A 16,193-nucleotide genomic window follows, 5' to 3' on the forward strand; every position below is an offset into this window, starting at 1 on the left:
GGCCAGGTGTGGAACCCTGTATCCGTGCGCATCGACTTCCATGGCTCCCCTCGCCCCACGCTCGGCGTCGAGTGGGAGTTCGCGCTGGTCGACAAGACGACCCGCGACCTGCAGAATTCGGCGGCCGACCTCTTCGCCGCGGTCGCCCCGGAACCCGGCGGCTCCTCGAAGGTGCACAAGGAGTTGCTGCGCAACACCGTCGAGGTGGTCACCGGTGTCTGTGACACGGTTGCCGAGGCGATGGCGGACCTGCGCGAAACCCTCTCGGTGGTCCTGCCCGCCGCAGACGCGCTCGGCGTTGACCTGTTCGGCGCCGGCACCCACCCCTTCGCGAGCTGGTCGGCCCAGCAACTCACCGAGGGGCACCGCTATGAGGAGCTGATCAACCGGACCCAGTGGTGGGGCCGCCAGATGCTGATCTGGGGAGTCCATGTCCATGTCGGCCTCCCCGAGCAAGCGCGCGTGATGCCGGTGCTGTCCTCGCTGCTCAACCAGTATCCCCACATCCAGGCCCTCTCGGCCTCCTCTCCTGTCTGGGCCGGAACGGACACCGGCTATGCGTCCAACCGCGCGCTGATGTTCCAGCAGTTGCCCACCGCCGGCCTGCCGTTCCAGTTCGAGCACTGGTCGGAGTTCGAGGCCTTCGCCCACGACCAGTTGACCACCGGGGTGATCGACGAGCTGACCGAGATCCGGTGGGACATCCGGCCCGCTCCCCCCATCGGCACCATCGAGAACCGGGTGGCCGACGGGGTCTCCACGGTCGAGGAGATGGCAGCACTGACCGCGCTGATGCACTGTCTGGTCGTCGACCTGGACACCCGCCTGGCCGCCGGCGAAGAACTTCCGGTGATGCCGCCGTGGCACGTCCAGGAGAACAAGTGGCGCGCGGCCCGCTATGGGCTGGACGCGATCATCATCCTCGATGCGGACTCCAACGAACGGCTGATCACCGACGACCTGGACGACCTCCTCGAGCGGCTCACCCCGGTGGCGCGCCGCCTCGACTGTGAGGACGAACTCCGCTCGGTGGCCGAGATCCCCCGCCGCGGCGCCTCCTACCAGCGCCAGCGGGCGGTCGCGGCCGAGACCGGCGGGGACCTCGTTGCGGTGGTGGACTCCGTGGTCAACGAGCTGCGCACCTCCCTCTGAGTCACGCTCCCCGGGCTCAGTCGTGCTGCGCTGCGACGTACGCCCAGCGCAGCGCCAGCTGCATCCGGGCCAGATCGCGATACCAGACGCGCACCTCGGTGCGGCACCGCACGCGCTCCACCTGGGTGTCGTATTCCTGGCATTCGGCCTGCGCTTCCGAGTCCGTGGGCGGGAAGAGCGCCGTCCCGTCGTAGTGGTAGATGCCGAAGCCGTTGACGGCGTCCCCCTCGATGGCGATGATCGTCTCGGGCGGCGGCGTCCAGTCGTCGCCCTCGTCTGCACTGCTCGGGGACATGGTCAGGGTGAGGACCACCCCGGCCAGCAGGCCGAGGAGGAGTCCGGTCATGGTTCCGATCCGGTGCATGTGGTGCTCCTAATCATCAGTGCTGTCGTGTCCGGTCCACGCTAGGAATCCGGTAGGCCGCGTGGGCGGCGTACGGCGGAGCCTGTGGAAAACCAGCCGTCAGTGACGGCCTGTGGACGGAAACCGGGTTCACGCCAGCCGGGTCCATCCCGGCGTAACCGCGACCGGTGCCTGACGTTCAACACAGTGAGGTCCTCGACAGCCGGCCATCCGGAGGCAAGGATCGAGGAAACCGCGCCGCAAGGCGTCGTACGTCGAGAAGGAGTCCTGCGTGGCCACGCCGATCGATCCCACCTCCACTGCGTTCCTGGTCGCCGAGAACCGGAACATGCCGATGCACGTCGGCGGGCTCCAGCTCTTCGAGAAGCCCGAGGGGGCCGGCAAGCACTACGCATCCGAGCTCTACCAGCAGATGATCGACCCGGAGATCGAGGTCGCACCGCTCTTCCTCAAGCACCCCAAGCGGACCCTGGGTGGCGCCGGCAACTTCACCTGGGTCGAGGACGACCTCTTCGACATCGAGCACCACGTGCGCCACAGCGCCCTGCCCGAGCCGGGGCGAGTCCGTGAGCTCCTCGAGCTCTGCTCGCGCCTGCACGGCACCCGCCTGGCCCACGAACGACCACTGTGGGAGGCGCACGTCATCGAGGGCCTCAACGACGGCCGCCTCGCCCTCTACACCAAGCTCCACCACTCCCTGGTCGACGGCGTCTCCGCGATGCGCCTGCTGCAGAGCGTCCTCGGCTCCGACCCGGACAAGCGCGACATGCCTGCCCCCTGGGCAGCGCGACCGCGCCCACGCGGAGTCCGGACCACGGACGAGTCGACGCGTGGCCTCGCTGCGAACCTGGCCGAGATCCCGGCCAAGGCACTCCGCACCGCGCTCGGCATCAGCGCCGAGGCTGCCGGGATGCCGGGTGCCCTGATCCGCACCCTCAACTCATCGGTGCGCAACGAGACCAGTGCACTCTCCCTCTATGCACCGCGCACCATCTTCAACCAGAACATCACCGGCTCCCGCCGCTTCGCTGCCCAGGACTGGCCGGTGGAGCGGATGCGGGCGATCGGCAAGGCCACCGGTACGACGATCAACGACGTGGTCCTGGCGATGTGCAGTGGCGCCATGCGGACCTACCTGATGGAACTCGATGCCCTCCCCGAGACCACGCTCGTCTCGATGGTCCCGGTCGGCCTGAACGCCAAGCAGTCGCAGGTCGCCTCGGCCGACGGCGGCAACGCGATCGGCGTGGTGATGGTGAAGCTCGGCACCGACCTGCCCGATCCCGCGGGCCGCCTCAAGGCCATCCACACCTCGATGCTGGAGGGCAAGCAGGCGCTGAAGTCGATGTCGTCCACCCAGATCCTGGCCATGAGCGCGCTGGGCATGGCGCCGGCGATGCTCACCCCGATGTTGCGGATGCAGGGCGTGGTCCGACCGCCGTTCAACCTGATCATCTCCAACGTGCCCGGCCCACGGACCACGCAGTATTTCAACGGGGCGAAGCTGGTCGGGATGTATCCGCTCTCCATCCCGATCCACGGCATGGCGTTGAACATCACCTGCACCTCCTACGACGGGCAGATGGGCTTCGGCCTGACCGGCTGCCGGCGTACGGTGCCGCACCTGCAGCGCCTGCTCACCCACCTGGACGACGAACTGCAGGCCCTGGAGAAGGCCGCCGGCGTCTAGTCGGCGTCCGGGCCCACCGCCGGGGACGGTCCGGTCCGTACGACGAGGCCACCGCCGATCGCCTCGGCCACGGCGGCCAGCCGGGCCCGGGTGATCGCCGAGACGGTGGCCAGGCCAGCGTTGGCCGCGTTGGAGCCTGCCCGGGTCGGCTCGGGTGAGTTGATCGAGATGCAGTGCCGCGTGCCACCGTCGGCCGCATTCGCCAGGGCCGTCGCATGCCCCGTCGTACCGCTGCCGGCGAAGAAGTCGAGGACCACCGCATCGGGTTCGAAGCACGCCAGGATCCGGCGTACCAGTCCGGTCGGCTTTGGCGACTCGAAGACGTGGCCCACGATCTGCTTCAGCTCCGCGACCGCGGTGTCGGTCGAGCCGACCTCCTCGGCCAGCCAGATCGTCTTCAGCTTCTTGCGCCGCCCCGGGTGCAACCAGTCACGCTGGAAGATGTCGACCCGCTCCCCCAGCCGTCCCTTGATCGTGCGGCAGGCAAGGTCATCCTCGCGGGCACCGACCAGCGCCGCCGACCAACGCCAGACCGCAGGCGCTCCGTCGCCGAAGACCGGGAACACCTCGACGGCATCCTCGAACGGCTCCGTGGCAACCCGCCCCGAGGCCGGCGAACCCCACAACGGGTAGTGCATCGTCCGTGCCGTGACCGGATTGAACTTCTTGTTCGTGTTGCGCAACGGGAGGTAGCGGAAGCGGCGCCCATCGGCCAGTTCGTGCGGGAAGTCCGACGCGCGGACCATTTCGGCGGAGCTGGCATCGAGCGCACACACCGCGATGTCCCGGGCATAGACCAGCAGGTATTCGTGCGAGGTGGCGAAGAAGTTGCCGAGCTGGCGTCCCTTGGGGTTGAGGTTCACCACCACCTGGGCGATGAAGTTCCGCTCGCCGAAGACCTCGTCCATCAGCAGCCGCAGGTGTGCCACCTCGTTGTCATCGATCGAGACGAAGATCGCGCCGCTTGCGCGGAGCACCTCACGCGCCTGTTCCAGCCGGGGGCGCATGAATTCCAGCCAGGCCCGGTGCCGGTCCTTCCCGACGCCTCGGCGATCAACGTAGGCGAACTCACTCCCGGTGTTGTACGGCGGATCGATGTAGGCCACGTCCACGCTCGCCCGCTCGAGCGTGGGCAGCACCTCGAGGTTGTCGCCCTCGATGAAGGTGTTCCATGGCTCCACCCAGCGGAGTCTAGGAGACCCCCTGGCCGGACGGTGGTAGCCGGTTTCACACGCGCGCCGTACGGCGAAAAACCCGCCGGGGACGTACGCTCTTGCCTACGCTGGGTGGCGCGTGGGGCAGAATGCGTCCACGTTTCCCGCAAGTTCCCGACCACCCCACGACCACGAAGCCAGTCCGAGGAGAAGCCACAGGTGAGCAAGCCGGAGAGCCACGCAGGCCCCTCGGGTTCGAGCGTCACCACCCTGACCTCGGAGCAACTGGCGGCGCTGGCCCAGGAGCACGGGCTGGAACCGGTCGGCGTACGACCGTCGCTGGGCGCCTACCTGGCCACCATGTGGCAACGGCGCCACTTCGCGTTCCGGCTCGCCTCGTCCAAGGCCTACGCGCGCAACCAGGGCAGCTATCTGGGACAGGTCTGGGCCATCCTGAACCCGGTGCTGTGGGCGACCGTCTACTTCATGGTCTTCGGACTGATCCTGAAGACGGACCGGGGCATCGACAACTTCGTCGGGTTCCTGGTCGCCGGCGTCTTCATGTTCCACTTCGTCTCGGCCTGCATCAGCAACGGCGCCAAGGCGATCACCAGCAACCAGGGCGTGATCACCGCGCTGCAGTTCCCCCGTGCACTCCTCCCGGTGGCAACCGTCCTCTCCGAACTCTTCACCCTGCTCCCGGCCCTGCTGGTGCTGCTGCTGATCGTCCCGGCAACCGACGAACCGCTCTCGCCCGCGATGTTGTTGATGCCGGTGGCCGTGTTGCTCGCCTGGCTCTTCGGCACCGGGATCGCCTTCATCTGTGCCCGCCTGGTGGTCCAGTTCCGTGACGTGCAGCAGCTGATCCCGTTCGTGTTGCGCGCCGCGATGTACATGTCCGGCGTCTTCTTCTCCATCGAGCACTACGCCGGCGACAGCGCCTTCGCGCCGCTCCTGGAGAACCAGCCGATCGCGGTCTTCCTGCGCCTGGTCCGCTCCACGCTTCTCGAGGGCGTCCCGATGACCCCCTCCACCTGGCTGTGGGCGGTCGGCTGGGCACTGGGCACCCTTGTCATCGGGTTCATCTTCTTCTGGCAGGCAGAGGAGTCCTACGGCCGTGGCTGACATCGACCTGCCCACCACCCAGTACGCCGACGAGGGCGACGGGCCGCCGACGCCCTCGCTGATCGTCGACGACGTCCATGTCACGTACAAGACGTACGGCGGCAAGCGGCTCACCCAGAAGCAGCAACGGAACTGGAAGACCCTGGGCCGCCACGTCGGCGCCGTCGACTCGGTGCACGCGGTCAAGGGGATCACCTTCGTCGCCCACCACGGCCAGTCGATCGGGATCATCGGACACAACGGCTCAGGCAAGAGCACCCTGTTGCGCGCCATCGCCGGGGTGCTGCCGACCTCCGACGGCCGGATCTGGACCAACGGCACCGCCTCCCTCCTCGGCGTGAACGCAGCGCTGATGCCGCAACTCTCGGGTGAGCGCAACATCGTCCTCGGTGGCCTCGCCCTCGGACTGACGCCAGCCGAGGTGGCCGAGCGCTTCGATGAAGTCGTCGAGTTCGCCGACATCGGCGAGTTCGTCCAGTTGCCGATGGCGGCATACTCCTCGGGTATGGGTGCGCGACTCCGCTTCGCCATTTCATCGGCCGCGCGTCCCGACATCCTGCTGATCGACGAGGCGCTCTCCACCGGCGACGCCGAGTTCCGCGCCCGCAGCAGGGACCGGGTCGACGAGATCCGGGCCGAGGCCGGGACCGTGCTCCTGGTGAGCCACTCGATGTCGACCATCCGGCAGATGTGTGACCGGACCCTGTGGATCGATCACGGGGTCCTGAAGATGGACGGCAGCACCGACGAGGTCCTCGAGGCGTACGCCGCCAAGACCGGCAAGCCGGCTGCGAAGAAGTCCACGGCCCGCCCCAAGCCACTGGGCCACAAGCCGGCTCCTGCCAAGGACGCCACGAAGGAGCCTTCCGGGAAGACGCCCGCGCCGGGTGCCCAGGAGTCGAAGGCCTGATGCAGCGTCGCGCGCTGGTCGTCACGGTGGTGCACCACCCCGAGGACGCCCGGATCCGGCACCGCGAGATCGCGGCGCTGCTCGAGGCTGGCTGGCAGGTCACGTACGCCGCGCCGTTTACCGGCTATGGCCTCCCCCTCCCCGAGGTGGCCAGCCTGGAGCCGGTGAACCTCCCACGTGCCCAGGGCCGGCGCCGGATCGGTGCCCTCCGCGCTGCCCGGCGATTGTTGCGCGAGCGCGGTGCTGCCCACCACGTCGTACTGCTGCACGATCCGGAACTGCTCCTGGCCGCTCGCACCAGTGGCCTGGCGAACGTGGTGTGGGACGTGCACGAAGACACCGCTGCTGCGCTGACGATGAAGCCGTGGCTGCCGGGCTGGATCGCCCGCCCCGCGGCCTGGGCCGTACGCCGCCTCGAACTCGGGGCGGAGAACCGGCACCACCTGATCCTGGCCGAGCACGACTACCAGCACCGGTTCCGCAAGGACCACCTGGTGGTGCCCAACACGACCCGGGTGCCCGCGACACTCCCCGCCGGCGGTGGCCGCCATGTCGTCTATGTCGGCCACAACTCCCGTGCCCGCGGCGTACAGGACCTGATCGACCTCGGTGCGGCGCTGGCCGGCGACGGGATCGCGGTGCGCGTCATCGGCCATGCCGATGCCGAGGCAGCGGCCGCTCTCGAAGCGGCCTCGAACTCGGGGACCAATGCCCTGACCTGGCTCGGCTTCCGCACCCATGGCGAGGCAATGGCGGAACTGGACGGCGCGTTGGCCGGGCTCTCCCTGCTCCACGACGAGCCGAACTATCGGCACTCCCAGCCGACCAAGGTCATCGAGTACATGGCCCACGGCGTCCCCGTGGTGACCACGCCGCTGCCGAAGGCAGTAGAGGTGGTGGAAGCCGCCGATGCCGGGATCGTGGTGCCCTTCGGCGACACGATGGCGAGCGCGGAGGCGATCCGGTCGCTGGCGAACTCCCCTGACAAGCGCGACCGCCTCGGCGCCAACGGCCATGCCTACACCCGTGACCACCATGACTGGACCACGAAGTCCGTCGAGTTCGTGGACCACCTGGCCAGCCTCTAGTCCCGGCGTACCTTGTGCGGTGCTGGTGACGCGACGTACGTCGCCACTTGTGCGGTGCTGTTGATGAAAACGCGCGTCACAGCACTACTCAAGCGACACGGACCCCGCGTTACAGCTGGAAGGGGAGGGCGACGTCGTCAGCGGCGCAGGGATTTGTCGATGCCGCGCAGGAAGCCCCAACCCCAGGCAAGGTGCATGGTGGCCACCACCGGCGGCAGCAGCACCCTGGCCCGTGCAGAGAGGCCCTGCTGCTGGCCCACCACGGCGGACCCGGCGAGCACGGCAGCCGCATAGCCTCCGGGGGCCAGGAAGCCGAGCCGGCCCAGCGCCACGGGCTTGTTCCCGCGAGCCGCACCGACCACCCCGATCAGGCCGAGCACCGTGCCGCCGAGCACCAGCGCAGTCGCCGTGGGCGGCGCGAGATAGCGCACCGAAGCAGTGTCGGGGTATTCCTCGACGATCTGGCGACGCCACTGGCCGGAGCCGAAGAACTGCCGGGCCAGGGCCTTGAAGTCGCGGCGCGGGCGGTAGGTGACGGCCAGGTCCGGATCGAACCAGACCACTCCCCCGGACTTGCGGATCCGGTAGTTCAGTTCCCAGTCCTGGGCACGCCGGTAGTGCTCGTCGAAGCCGCCGACCGCTTCGAGCACCGAGCGCCGGAACGAGCCCAGATAGACGGTCAGTGCCGGCCCGGCCTCACCGCCGGTGTGGAAGCTGGCGCCGCCGATGCCCAGCGGTGAGGTCATCGCGGCCGCGACGGCGTCACCGAAGGGTGAGTCGCCCTCCACCCGCATCAGCCCGCCCACGTTGGCCGCGCCGGTCTCGTCGAGCAGGGCCACCACGCGTTCGACGTACCGTGGCGGCAGGAAGCCGTGGGCGTCGACGCGGACGACGTACTCGTGCCGCGCCACGGCCAGCGCGGCGTTGAGTGCGTTGGGCGTGTAACCGCTCGGGTTGGCGACCAGCGTGATCCGCTCGTCCGCGGCGGCCAGCCGTTCGGCGATCTCCTGGGTGCGGTCCTTGCTGGGGCCGATCGCCAGGATCAGTTCCCACTCGCCCGGGTAATCCTGGGCGAGCACGCGGCGGACCGACTCCTCGAGATAGAGCTCCTCCTCCAGGACCGGCATCACCACCGAGACCGGTGTGACGGCTGCTGACGCTGGGCGGCTCACTGGACTCCCAGCCCGCGATAGGTCCAGCCGGCGGCGCGCCAGGCGTCGCGGTCCAGGCAGTTGCGGGCGTCGATCACGTTCGCGGTGGCGACGACCTTCGCCAGGACGGCCGGGTCGATCTCACGGAACTCGGGCCACTCGGTCAGGTGCAGCACGGCCTCGGCGTCCTCGGCCGCCTCGTCGATGGAGGAGACGAAGGTGAGGTCGGGGAAGGCACGCTTGCCGGTGCCACCGGCGACCGGGTCGAAGATGCGTACGTCGGCCCCTGCTGCCACCAGTCGGCTCGCCACATCGAGGGCGGGCGAGTCACGTACGTCGTCCGACTTCGGCTTGAAGGAGGCCCCCAGGACCGCGATCCGGCGCCCGGCCAGGTCGCCGAGCAGTTCTTCGGCCAGGGTGACCACCCGCGCCCGGCGCGCGACGTTGATCCGGTCCACCTCGTCGAGGAAGTTGAAGGTCTCGCCCGCGCCGAGTTCGGTGGCCCGGGCGCGGAAGGCGCGGATGTCCTTGGGCAGGCAGCCGCCACCGAAGCCGAGCCCGGCGTTGAGGAACTTGCGCCCGATCCGCTCGTCGAACCCGATTGCGTCGGCCAGCACGCCGACATCGGCGCCGGCCAGGTCGCAGACCTCGGACATGGCATTGATGAACGAGATCTTGGTGGCCAAGAAGGCGTTGGCGCTCACCTTGACCAGTTCGGCAGTGGCGAAGTCGCTGACCACGACCGGGGTCCCGGCCTCGATCGTGGCGGCGTACACCGTGCGCAGCAGCGCCTCGGCACGGTCGCTGGTGACCCCGAGCACGAGGCGGTCGGGACGCAGCGTGTCCTCCACGGCGAACCCCTCGCGCAGGAACTCCGGGTTCCAGGCCAGCTCGACGCCTGCTCCGGCGATCGAGGTGAGGAGGTCCTGCATCCGCGCCGCGGTGCCCACCGGCACGGTCGACTTGCCAACGACCAGGGTTTCCTGGTCGACCAGGTGCTCGGCCAGCGAGCGGACCGCGGCCTCCACAAAGGTCAGGTCAGCTGCGTCGGAGTCGGACGCCTGGGGGGTGCCGATGCACAGGAAGTGCACCTCGGCCCCGCGCGCCTCGGCGAAGTCGGTGGTGAAGCGGAGCCTGCCGCCGGGCCCGACGTGCCGGGCGAGCAGTTCTTCCAGCCCGGGCTCATAGAAGGGCGCGTGGCCCGCAGAGAGCGCCTCGACCTTGGCCGCGTCGACATCGATCCCGATCACGTCGAAGCCCAGTTCGGCCATCCCGGCAGCGTGCACTGCACCCAGATAACCGGTGCCGATGACAGAGACACGCATGCTGTGGACCCCTCGATGCAGGTGACGTAGGCGCTGGACTCGCGTCAGTGTAGGCCGCGGCCCTCGACTTCCGGCAAACCCCGGGCGACATGGACCGAACGACTCCGTGTCGCCTTTCGGGCACCGCCTGCGGACCCTGGAAGGAACTGGTTCAATCGCATCCGGAGGCGCCCCGTCTCGACACGTGACACAGCCGCTCGAAGTTGAGTGAATCACTAGACTTTCCGGCACAACCCCAGCGGCCCGCGACACCGCGGTCCAATCCGAAAGGAACACCACCGTGACCCATCGCCCCGAAACCGTTGCCGTCCACGCCGGGCAGGAGGAGGCTGACTCGGCCACCAACGCCCGTGCCGTGCCGATCTACCAGACCACCTCCTACGTCTTCAACGACACCGAGCACGCCGCGAACCTCTTCTCGCTGGCCGAGCCGGGCAACATCTACACCCGGATCATGAACCCGACCCAGGACGTCTTCGAGCAGCGCATCGCTGCCCTCGAGGGCGGCGTCGGCGCCCTGGCCGTGGCGTCGGGCTCCACCGCCTCCACCTACGCGGTGCTCAACCTCACCTACTCCGGCGACAACATCGTCGCCCTCTCCACGCTGTACGGCGGCACGTACGCGCTCTTCGCGCACACGCTGCCCCAGTTCGGCATCGAGGTCCGCTTCGTCGACCCGGAGAAGCCCGAGGAGCTCGCCGCTGCCGTCGACGACAAGACCAGGCTGGTCTTCGCCGAGACCGTCGGCAACCCGAAGATCAACGTGGTCGACATCAAGGCCTGGGCCGACGCCGCCCACGCCCAGGGCCTGCCGCTGATCGTCGACAACACCGCCCCGACCCCGCTGCTGTGCAAGCCGTTCGAGCTCGGCGCCGACGTGGTCGTCCACGCCGCCACCAAGTTCATCGGCGGCCACGGCACCTCGATCGGTGGCGTCATCGTCGACTCCGGCAACTTCGACTGGGCCGCGCACTCCGAGCGCTTCCCGGGCCTGACCCAGCCGGACGGCGCCTACCACGGCGTGGTCTGGACCGAGGCCGTCGGCAACCTGGCCTACATCATCCGCGCCCGCACGGTGCTGCTGCGCAACACCGGCGCCGCGATCGCCCCGTTCAACTCCTTCCTCTTCATCCAGGGCCTGGAGACGCTGCCGCTGCGCATGGAGCGGCACAGCGAGAACGCGCTCAAGGTCGCCGAATACCTCTCCGGCCACGACGCCGTCGCCTGGGTGAGCTACCCGGGCCTGGCCGACAGCCCCTACAAGGAGGTGGCCGACCGCACCTTCACCGGACGCGGCTACGGCGCCCTGGTCTCGTTCGGCCTGAAGTCGGGTCGCGAGGGCGGCAAGAAGTTCATCGAGGCGCTCGAACTCTTCAGCCACCTGGCCAACATCGGCGACACCAAGTCGCTGGCCATCCACAACGCCACCACCACGCACTCGCAGTTGACTGCCGAGGAGCTCGCGGCGGCCGGCGTCCCGGAGGAGGCCGTGCGCCTCTCGGTCGGCATCGAGCACGCGGACGACATCATCGCCGACCTCGAGCAGGCCCTGACTGCCAGCAAGTGAATCCCGCACCCAGGATGAGCCACGGAGCGCTGCCCTGAGCAGCGCGCTGGGGCACGTGGAGACTCAGCGGGTCGTCCTGTTCACCCAGGACGACCCGCTGGTCCTGCGTTCCGGGGAGACCCTCGGACCGGTCGAGGTCGCCTACGAGACCTACGGCGAGCTCTCCCCCGGCGGCGACAACGCCGTCTTCATCTGCCACGCCCTGACCGGCGATGCCCATGCCGCGGGGCTCCACCTCGGCGCCAAGAAGCGCGGCTGGTGGGACAACCTGATCGGGCACCACAAGCCGGTCGACACCGACCGCTTCTTCGTGATCGCGGCCAACATCCTCGGCGGCTGCTCCGGCACCACCGGCCCCTCCTCGACCAATCCCGCCACCGGGACGGCGTACGGGCTGGATTTCCCGCTGCTGCACATGTCCGACCTGGTCGCCGTCCACCGGGCCCTGCTGGCGCACCTGGGCGTGGAGCGCCTGTACGCCGCAGTCGGCGGCTCCCTGGGCGGGATGCAGGTGCTCCAGTGGGTGATCGACGCCCCCGAGCAGGTCGAGCGTGCCGTCCTGGTCGCGGCCAGCTCGCTGCTGTCCGCCCAGAACATCGCCTTCTCCGCGGTCGGGCGCGAGGCGATCCTGACCGACCCCGACTTCCACGACGGGCAGTACGTCGCCGCCGGCACCGCGCCCCGGATCGGGATGAAGGTGGCCCGGATGATGGCCCACATCACCTACGTCTCCGACGAGTCGATGAGGTTGAAGTTCGACCGTCGCCGGCGCGAGCCCGGGGCAGGGATGCGGATGGGTCCCGACTTCGAGGTCGAGCACTACCTGCAGCACCAGGGGATGACGTTCCTGGGCCGCTTCGACCCGCTCTCCTACCTCTACCTGAGTCGCCTGCTGGACTATTTCGATCCGTTCGCCGAGGACGGGACCGACGAGGCCCTCGCCGCGACCGCGACCCGTTTCCTGGCCCTCAGCTTCGACTCCGACTGGCGCTTCGACACCCGCCAGTCACAGCGGATGGTCGCCGAGCTCGATCGGCGCGGCGTCGCGGTCCGGTTCCGCGAGCTCAGCTCGCCGTGGGGCCACGACTCGTTCCTGCTCACCCCTGAGGGCTACCACGACGAAATCCGCGCCTTCCTGGCCTGAGGCCCGGCTCACTCCTCAGTCCGCGACAGGGCACTCTTCGTCACGAACCTGCGGGGCTCGCCTCCGGCGTACCTCGTCCCTCGGCACACCTCGGCTCACTCCTCAGTCCGCGACAGGGACATCCTTGTGCCAGGACTCGGTGACGTACTTCGTCTTCCAGCCCATCCCCACATAGAGCTGGTCGGCACCGGTCGAGGAGTCGGCATCGACCTCGAGACCGACCCGGTCCCGGCCGCGTTCGGCGGCATCGGCGATCACCGTCTTCAACAAGCCCTTGGCCACGCCCCGGCCCCGGGCCGAGGAGAGCACCCCGATGTAGGCGACGTACGACCCGTCCGGACCGGTCGATGACTCCGAGACGGTGCCGACCAGGGCACCCGCGGGTTCGGCGACACCGGCCTCACCGTCGACGATCTCGGCCAGCCACCAGTGGTCCCAACGGTGACCGGGGTCCTCACGGAGCCGGTGGACGAACTCGGCGAAGGTCTCCTCCGAGGAGTTGAAGTGGTCGGTGAAGGCCGACTCCAGCACGTCATGAACCGCATGCAGGTCGTCCACGTCAGGCAGCCCGTCGCCCTCACGGCGGACCTGCCGGAAGACGACACCCTTGCGCTCCCAGTGTTCGGGGTCGGGCACCAGTACCGCCTCCTCGGCGGTGACCGCGCGGCTCATCTGCCACCAGGTCCGGACCCGGGTGAAGCCGGCGTTCTCGAGCAACTTGTGCTGGCGCTCGTCGTCGGCAAAGGCTCCGGTGTCGATCTGCTGGGTCTCCAGCCCGCGGGCCGCACCGACCGCACGCGCCTGCCCCTCGGCCCAGGCGAACATCACCTCCGAGCAGCGATCCACCACCGTCTGTGGGAGGCCGCGCTCGATGATGTGGACATAGAGCATCCGATTGATGGAGCGGTCGTGCACGCTCGCCCAGGCACGGATCCGGCCGGATCGGTCACGGATCACCAGGTTCTCGCGCATCTTCAGGCCGTGCTCGGAGACCTCTACCAGGACGTCGTCCTTCGAGGCGCCCGGCCAGCCCCGGCCGGCATCCTCGTGGGCGCGCAACAACTCGGTCAGCCGCTCGACATCCGCGGCGTCCTCGGGGTCGGGGGCGAGTGCTTCCCAGCCGATCGGCAACCCTGGATCGTCCGGCAACACTTCGACGGGATCACTCTCGAAGCGGTTGTCGTCGTAGGGCAGGAGAACCTCGCTGGGCGTCTCCCCGGTCGGCGTTGTCTCGGAGGTCATTGGACCGCATTATTCCAAATGTGCAGCGGGCGCGCGGATCAGAGTCCCAGACGGGCGGCCACCTGGTCCCCACCCATCTCCCGGATCACGCCCGGATCCCCCACCACCACGAGCAGATCCGTGGCCCGCGACATGCCCACATAGAGGCGCTCACGGGAGCGCTCACGCACCGTCGACTCGTTGACACACAGCACCACCACGCGGCGCTCCAGGCCCTTGCAGCCCAGGACGTGGCCGAAGAAGACGTCGCCGTCATCCCACCAGGTCTCCCAGTACTCCTCCTGGCTGCGGTGCGTGGTCCGCTCCACCTGAACGGGATGGCGGTGCCCGGTGGTCAGCAGGGCCACGTTCTCGGGGCGCCACCCCTCCTCGAGCAGGGCGTCGATCGCATCGTCTGCCGCGGCGACGGCGCCGTCGGCCGCGGCCGGGATGAACCGGACCTCGGGCCCGTCGCCGCCGCGTGAATACATCCGCGAGGGCGCCAGCGGACCGAAGGCCTCGTGGATCTGCCGGGTGTTGCGCAGGTTGTGGTCCAGCACCAGCGGGACCAGCGGCACCGGCGGACGCCCGAAGCGGGCGAAGATCCGCTGGTTCTCGTCGGAGTAGACATAGAGCCCGCTCTCCTCCTCGTCGCGCAGCGCCTTGAGCACCGGCGACCACCACGACTCCGCGAAGTCCTGCGCTTCGTCGACGATCACCGCGTCATAGCGGTCCCGGTCCGCCAGGCCGTCGGCCAGTTCGTCCATCCGGGTCGGCAACGTGTGCTCCCAGAAGTCACTGTCGGTCCGCGGCGCATCCGCGGGTGCGCCCCACTGGATGCCGAAGGAGTGGAACGTGCCGGCGAAGGCGGGCCTGCTCCGGCGGTGCCACGTGGCGACCTCGCGCCGCATCCAGGCAGCCAGACCGAGCGAATAGCAGAGCACCGCCACGCGCTTGCCGCTGCGGGTCAGTTCCTTCGCCTGGGCGAGCGCCAGCACCGTCTTGCCCGAGCCCGCGCCGCCCCGCACCTCGACCCGGTTGAGCAGGCGGGTCACCTTGAGCAGCATCAACTGATCCTGGGTGAGCCGCTCGGCGTCCGCCGCCCGTGCGTCGGAGTCCGCGTTCACGTCGTACGCCGTGTGCTTGCGCCCCTGCAGGATCTCAAGGATCAGCTCGACCTCGTCGTACGTCGGCGGCGTCTTGCCCTGCGCCAGCCCCCAGGTCATCTCCCTCAGCCGGCCACCCAGGCCAGCCATCTCGGTCCGGTCGTGCAGTGCCCAGCGTGGCAACTCGGGGACCGTGAAGTCGTTGCCGAACTCGGCGTGGGGCGTGACCAACCCGTGCCCCCAGGCGACGTGGTTGCGTCGCCCCCACCGTTCGTCGGCGGCAACGTAGCTGCGGATCGCGTACTTCGTGGTGCGCACCTGTTCCACCGGGTCGATGCGCACCTCGCCCCCGCCACGCCTCTGCTTCCAGCCCTCGGCGTCGAACCAGACGGACCCGCCCTTGACCTCCAGCACCGCGATCCCGATCCCGGGCATCAGCACCACGAAGTCGGCCTCATGGTCCTTGGCCTCGTCGGTCAGGCGCAGGTTGGCAATCACCACGTCGTCGTCGCCGAGGCCGTCGCGCAGGGTCTCGAAGACCTCGCGCTCGGCCCCGTTGACGAACTTCGGCTCGGCCGGGAAGGTGCGTGCTGGCATGGGGCCATGGTGCCGCACTCCCCCGACAGGATCAGCCGATCCGCGAAAGAGCCCGGGCTCAGCCCGCGACCGTGGCGGCGTCGACCACCGCGAGGGCGACCGTGGTCACCGGGACCAGGCATTCGACCTTGGCGACCGGCTTCGGGTTCGCGACCAGGCGCACCCGGTCACTCGCCTCCACCACTGCCCCGGCGGGGGTTTCGCAGCCCAGCCAGACCACGGCGCCAACCACCACCTGGCCCGGCCCCGGGGCGGCTGCGGCAACGGCGTCGCGCACCTGGTCGGCCAGGGTGGGGCCGGTGAACTGACCGACGTACGCCTCGACCGCCTGGTCGCTGTCCAGGACCGTCACCTCGGCCTCGACCGATCCGCCGGCCGCGCTCTCGCTGAGGAGCGCGACCACCTCGCCCCCCTGGTCGGGCGTAGTGGATCCGGGGGGCGGGTCATCGGAGGCCGGTCCGTCGGCAGGCGCCGGGGGCGTGCCACCCGGAGTGCCAGGCGTCGATGGATCGGTGGCAGCGTCCTGGTCTCCGCACGCGGCCAGCGTGGTGGCGAGCAGGAGGGCGAGCAGGAGTCCGAGAAGTGGCTTCATGAGGGTA

14 protein-coding genes are annotated in these 16,193 nt (G+C 69.2%); 7 read left to right on the forward strand and 7 right to left on the reverse strand.

The features are described from left to right. Positions 1-24 precede the first annotated feature (24 nt). The gene (locus tag Q9R27_RS17685) at positions 25-1,152 is read left to right on the forward strand and encodes a glutamate--cysteine ligase (RefSeq protein WP_311253731.1); all 1,128 of its coding nucleotides are present in this window, start codon (positions 25-27) and stop codon (positions 1,150-1,152) included. A 16-nt stretch (positions 1,153-1,168) separates the two neighbouring features. Here Q9R27_RS17685 and Q9R27_RS17690 read toward each other — a convergent pair whose 3' ends face one another. Further along, positions 1,169-1,516 carry a hypothetical protein gene (locus tag Q9R27_RS17690; RefSeq protein ID WP_311253732.1) on the reverse strand — a complete coding sequence of 116 codons (348 nt, stop codon included), beginning with the start codon at positions 1,514-1,516 and terminating at the stop codon, positions 1,169-1,171. A gap of 271 nt (positions 1,517-1,787) precedes the next feature. Between Q9R27_RS17690 and Q9R27_RS17695 the strand changes: the two genes are divergently transcribed. Beyond that, a complete protein-coding gene (locus Q9R27_RS17695; RefSeq protein ID WP_311253733.1) occupies positions 1,788-3,206 on the forward strand; it encodes a wax ester/triacylglycerol synthase family O-acyltransferase in 1,419 nt (472 codons plus the stop codon). Here the strand turns inward: Q9R27_RS17695 and Q9R27_RS17700 are convergent. Further along, positions 3,203-4,387: a site-specific DNA-methyltransferase gene (locus tag Q9R27_RS17700; RefSeq protein ID WP_311253734.1), complete on the reverse strand. Its 1,185-nt coding sequence runs from the start codon at positions 4,385-4,387 to the stop codon at positions 3,203-3,205. The two genes, Q9R27_RS17695 and Q9R27_RS17700, sit on opposite strands and share 4 nt — an antisense overlap. Before the next feature lie 192 nt (positions 4,388-4,579). On the opposite strand from Q9R27_RS17700, the gene Q9R27_RS17705 reads away from it, so the two are divergent. Genes Q9R27_RS17705 through Q9R27_RS17715 form a run of 3 tightly spaced genes read left to right on the forward strand, consistent with a single transcriptional unit; the run spans position 4,580 to position 7,483 of the window. Beyond that, complete coding sequence (locus Q9R27_RS17705) at positions 4,580-5,485, forward strand: ABC transporter permease (RefSeq protein WP_311253735.1); 906 nt, start codon at positions 4,580-4,582, stop codon at positions 5,483-5,485. Further along, a complete protein-coding gene (locus tag Q9R27_RS17710) occupies positions 5,478-6,395 on the forward strand; it encodes an ABC transporter ATP-binding protein (protein WP_311253736.1) in 918 nt (305 codons plus the stop codon). The genes Q9R27_RS17705 and Q9R27_RS17710 overlap by 8 nt, the downstream gene beginning before the upstream one ends. Next, positions 6,395-7,483, forward strand: coding sequence for a glycosyltransferase family 4 protein (locus Q9R27_RS17715; protein WP_311253737.1), 1,089 nt, complete (start codon positions 6,395-6,397; stop codon positions 7,481-7,483). The genes Q9R27_RS17710 and Q9R27_RS17715 overlap by 1 nt, the downstream gene beginning before the upstream one ends. 137 nt (positions 7,484-7,620) lie before the next feature. Here Q9R27_RS17715 and Q9R27_RS17720 read toward each other — a convergent pair whose 3' ends face one another. Both Q9R27_RS17720 and Q9R27_RS17725 read right to left on the reverse strand, forming a co-directional pair. Next, the gene (locus tag Q9R27_RS17720; RefSeq protein ID WP_311253777.1) at positions 7,621-8,610 is read right to left on the reverse strand and encodes a glycosyltransferase family 2 protein; all 990 of its coding nucleotides are present in this window, start codon (positions 8,608-8,610) and stop codon (positions 7,621-7,623) included. Between the two features lie 41 nt (positions 8,611-8,651). Further along, a complete protein-coding gene (locus Q9R27_RS17725; protein ID WP_311253738.1) occupies positions 8,652-9,959 on the reverse strand; it encodes a UDP-glucose/GDP-mannose dehydrogenase family protein in 1,308 nt (435 codons plus the stop codon). Between the two features lie 280 nt (positions 9,960-10,239). On the opposite strand from Q9R27_RS17725, the gene Q9R27_RS17730 reads away from it, so the two are divergent. Next, on the forward strand, positions 10,240-11,526 hold the full coding sequence (locus tag Q9R27_RS17730) for an O-acetylhomoserine aminocarboxypropyltransferase/cysteine synthase (RefSeq protein ID WP_311253739.1): 1,287 nt from the start codon (positions 10,240-10,242) through the stop codon (positions 11,524-11,526). Between the two features lie 55 nt (positions 11,527-11,581). Beyond that, entirely contained in the window at positions 11,582-12,670 is a 1,089-nt protein-coding gene (locus tag Q9R27_RS17735; RefSeq protein ID WP_311253740.1) for a homoserine O-acetyltransferase, read from the forward strand. Positions 12,671-12,772: 102 nt separating this feature from the next. On the opposite strand, the gene Q9R27_RS17740 is transcribed toward Q9R27_RS17735, so the two are convergent. Genes Q9R27_RS17740 through Q9R27_RS17750 form a run of 3 tightly spaced genes read right to left on the reverse strand, consistent with a single transcriptional unit; the run spans position 12,773 to position 16,186 of the window. After that, positions 12,773-13,912 carry a GNAT family N-acetyltransferase gene (locus tag Q9R27_RS17740; protein ID WP_311253741.1) on the reverse strand — a complete coding sequence of 380 codons (1,140 nt, stop codon included), beginning with the start codon at positions 13,910-13,912 and terminating at the stop codon, positions 12,773-12,775. A 38-nt stretch (positions 13,913-13,950) separates the two neighbouring features. Beyond that, a complete protein-coding gene (locus tag Q9R27_RS17745; protein ID WP_311253742.1) occupies positions 13,951-15,594 on the reverse strand; it encodes an NERD domain-containing protein in 1,644 nt (547 codons plus the stop codon). Positions 15,595-15,652: 58 nt separating this feature from the next. Next, complete coding sequence (locus Q9R27_RS17750; protein WP_311253743.1) at positions 15,653-16,186, reverse strand: hypothetical protein; 534 nt, start codon at positions 16,184-16,186, stop codon at positions 15,653-15,655. Positions 16,187-16,193 lie beyond the last annotated feature (7 nt).

The organism is Nocardioides sp. AE5 (assembly GCF_031844485.1).
GTDB lineage: Bacteria > Actinomycetota > Actinomycetes > Propionibacteriales > Nocardioidaceae > Nocardioides.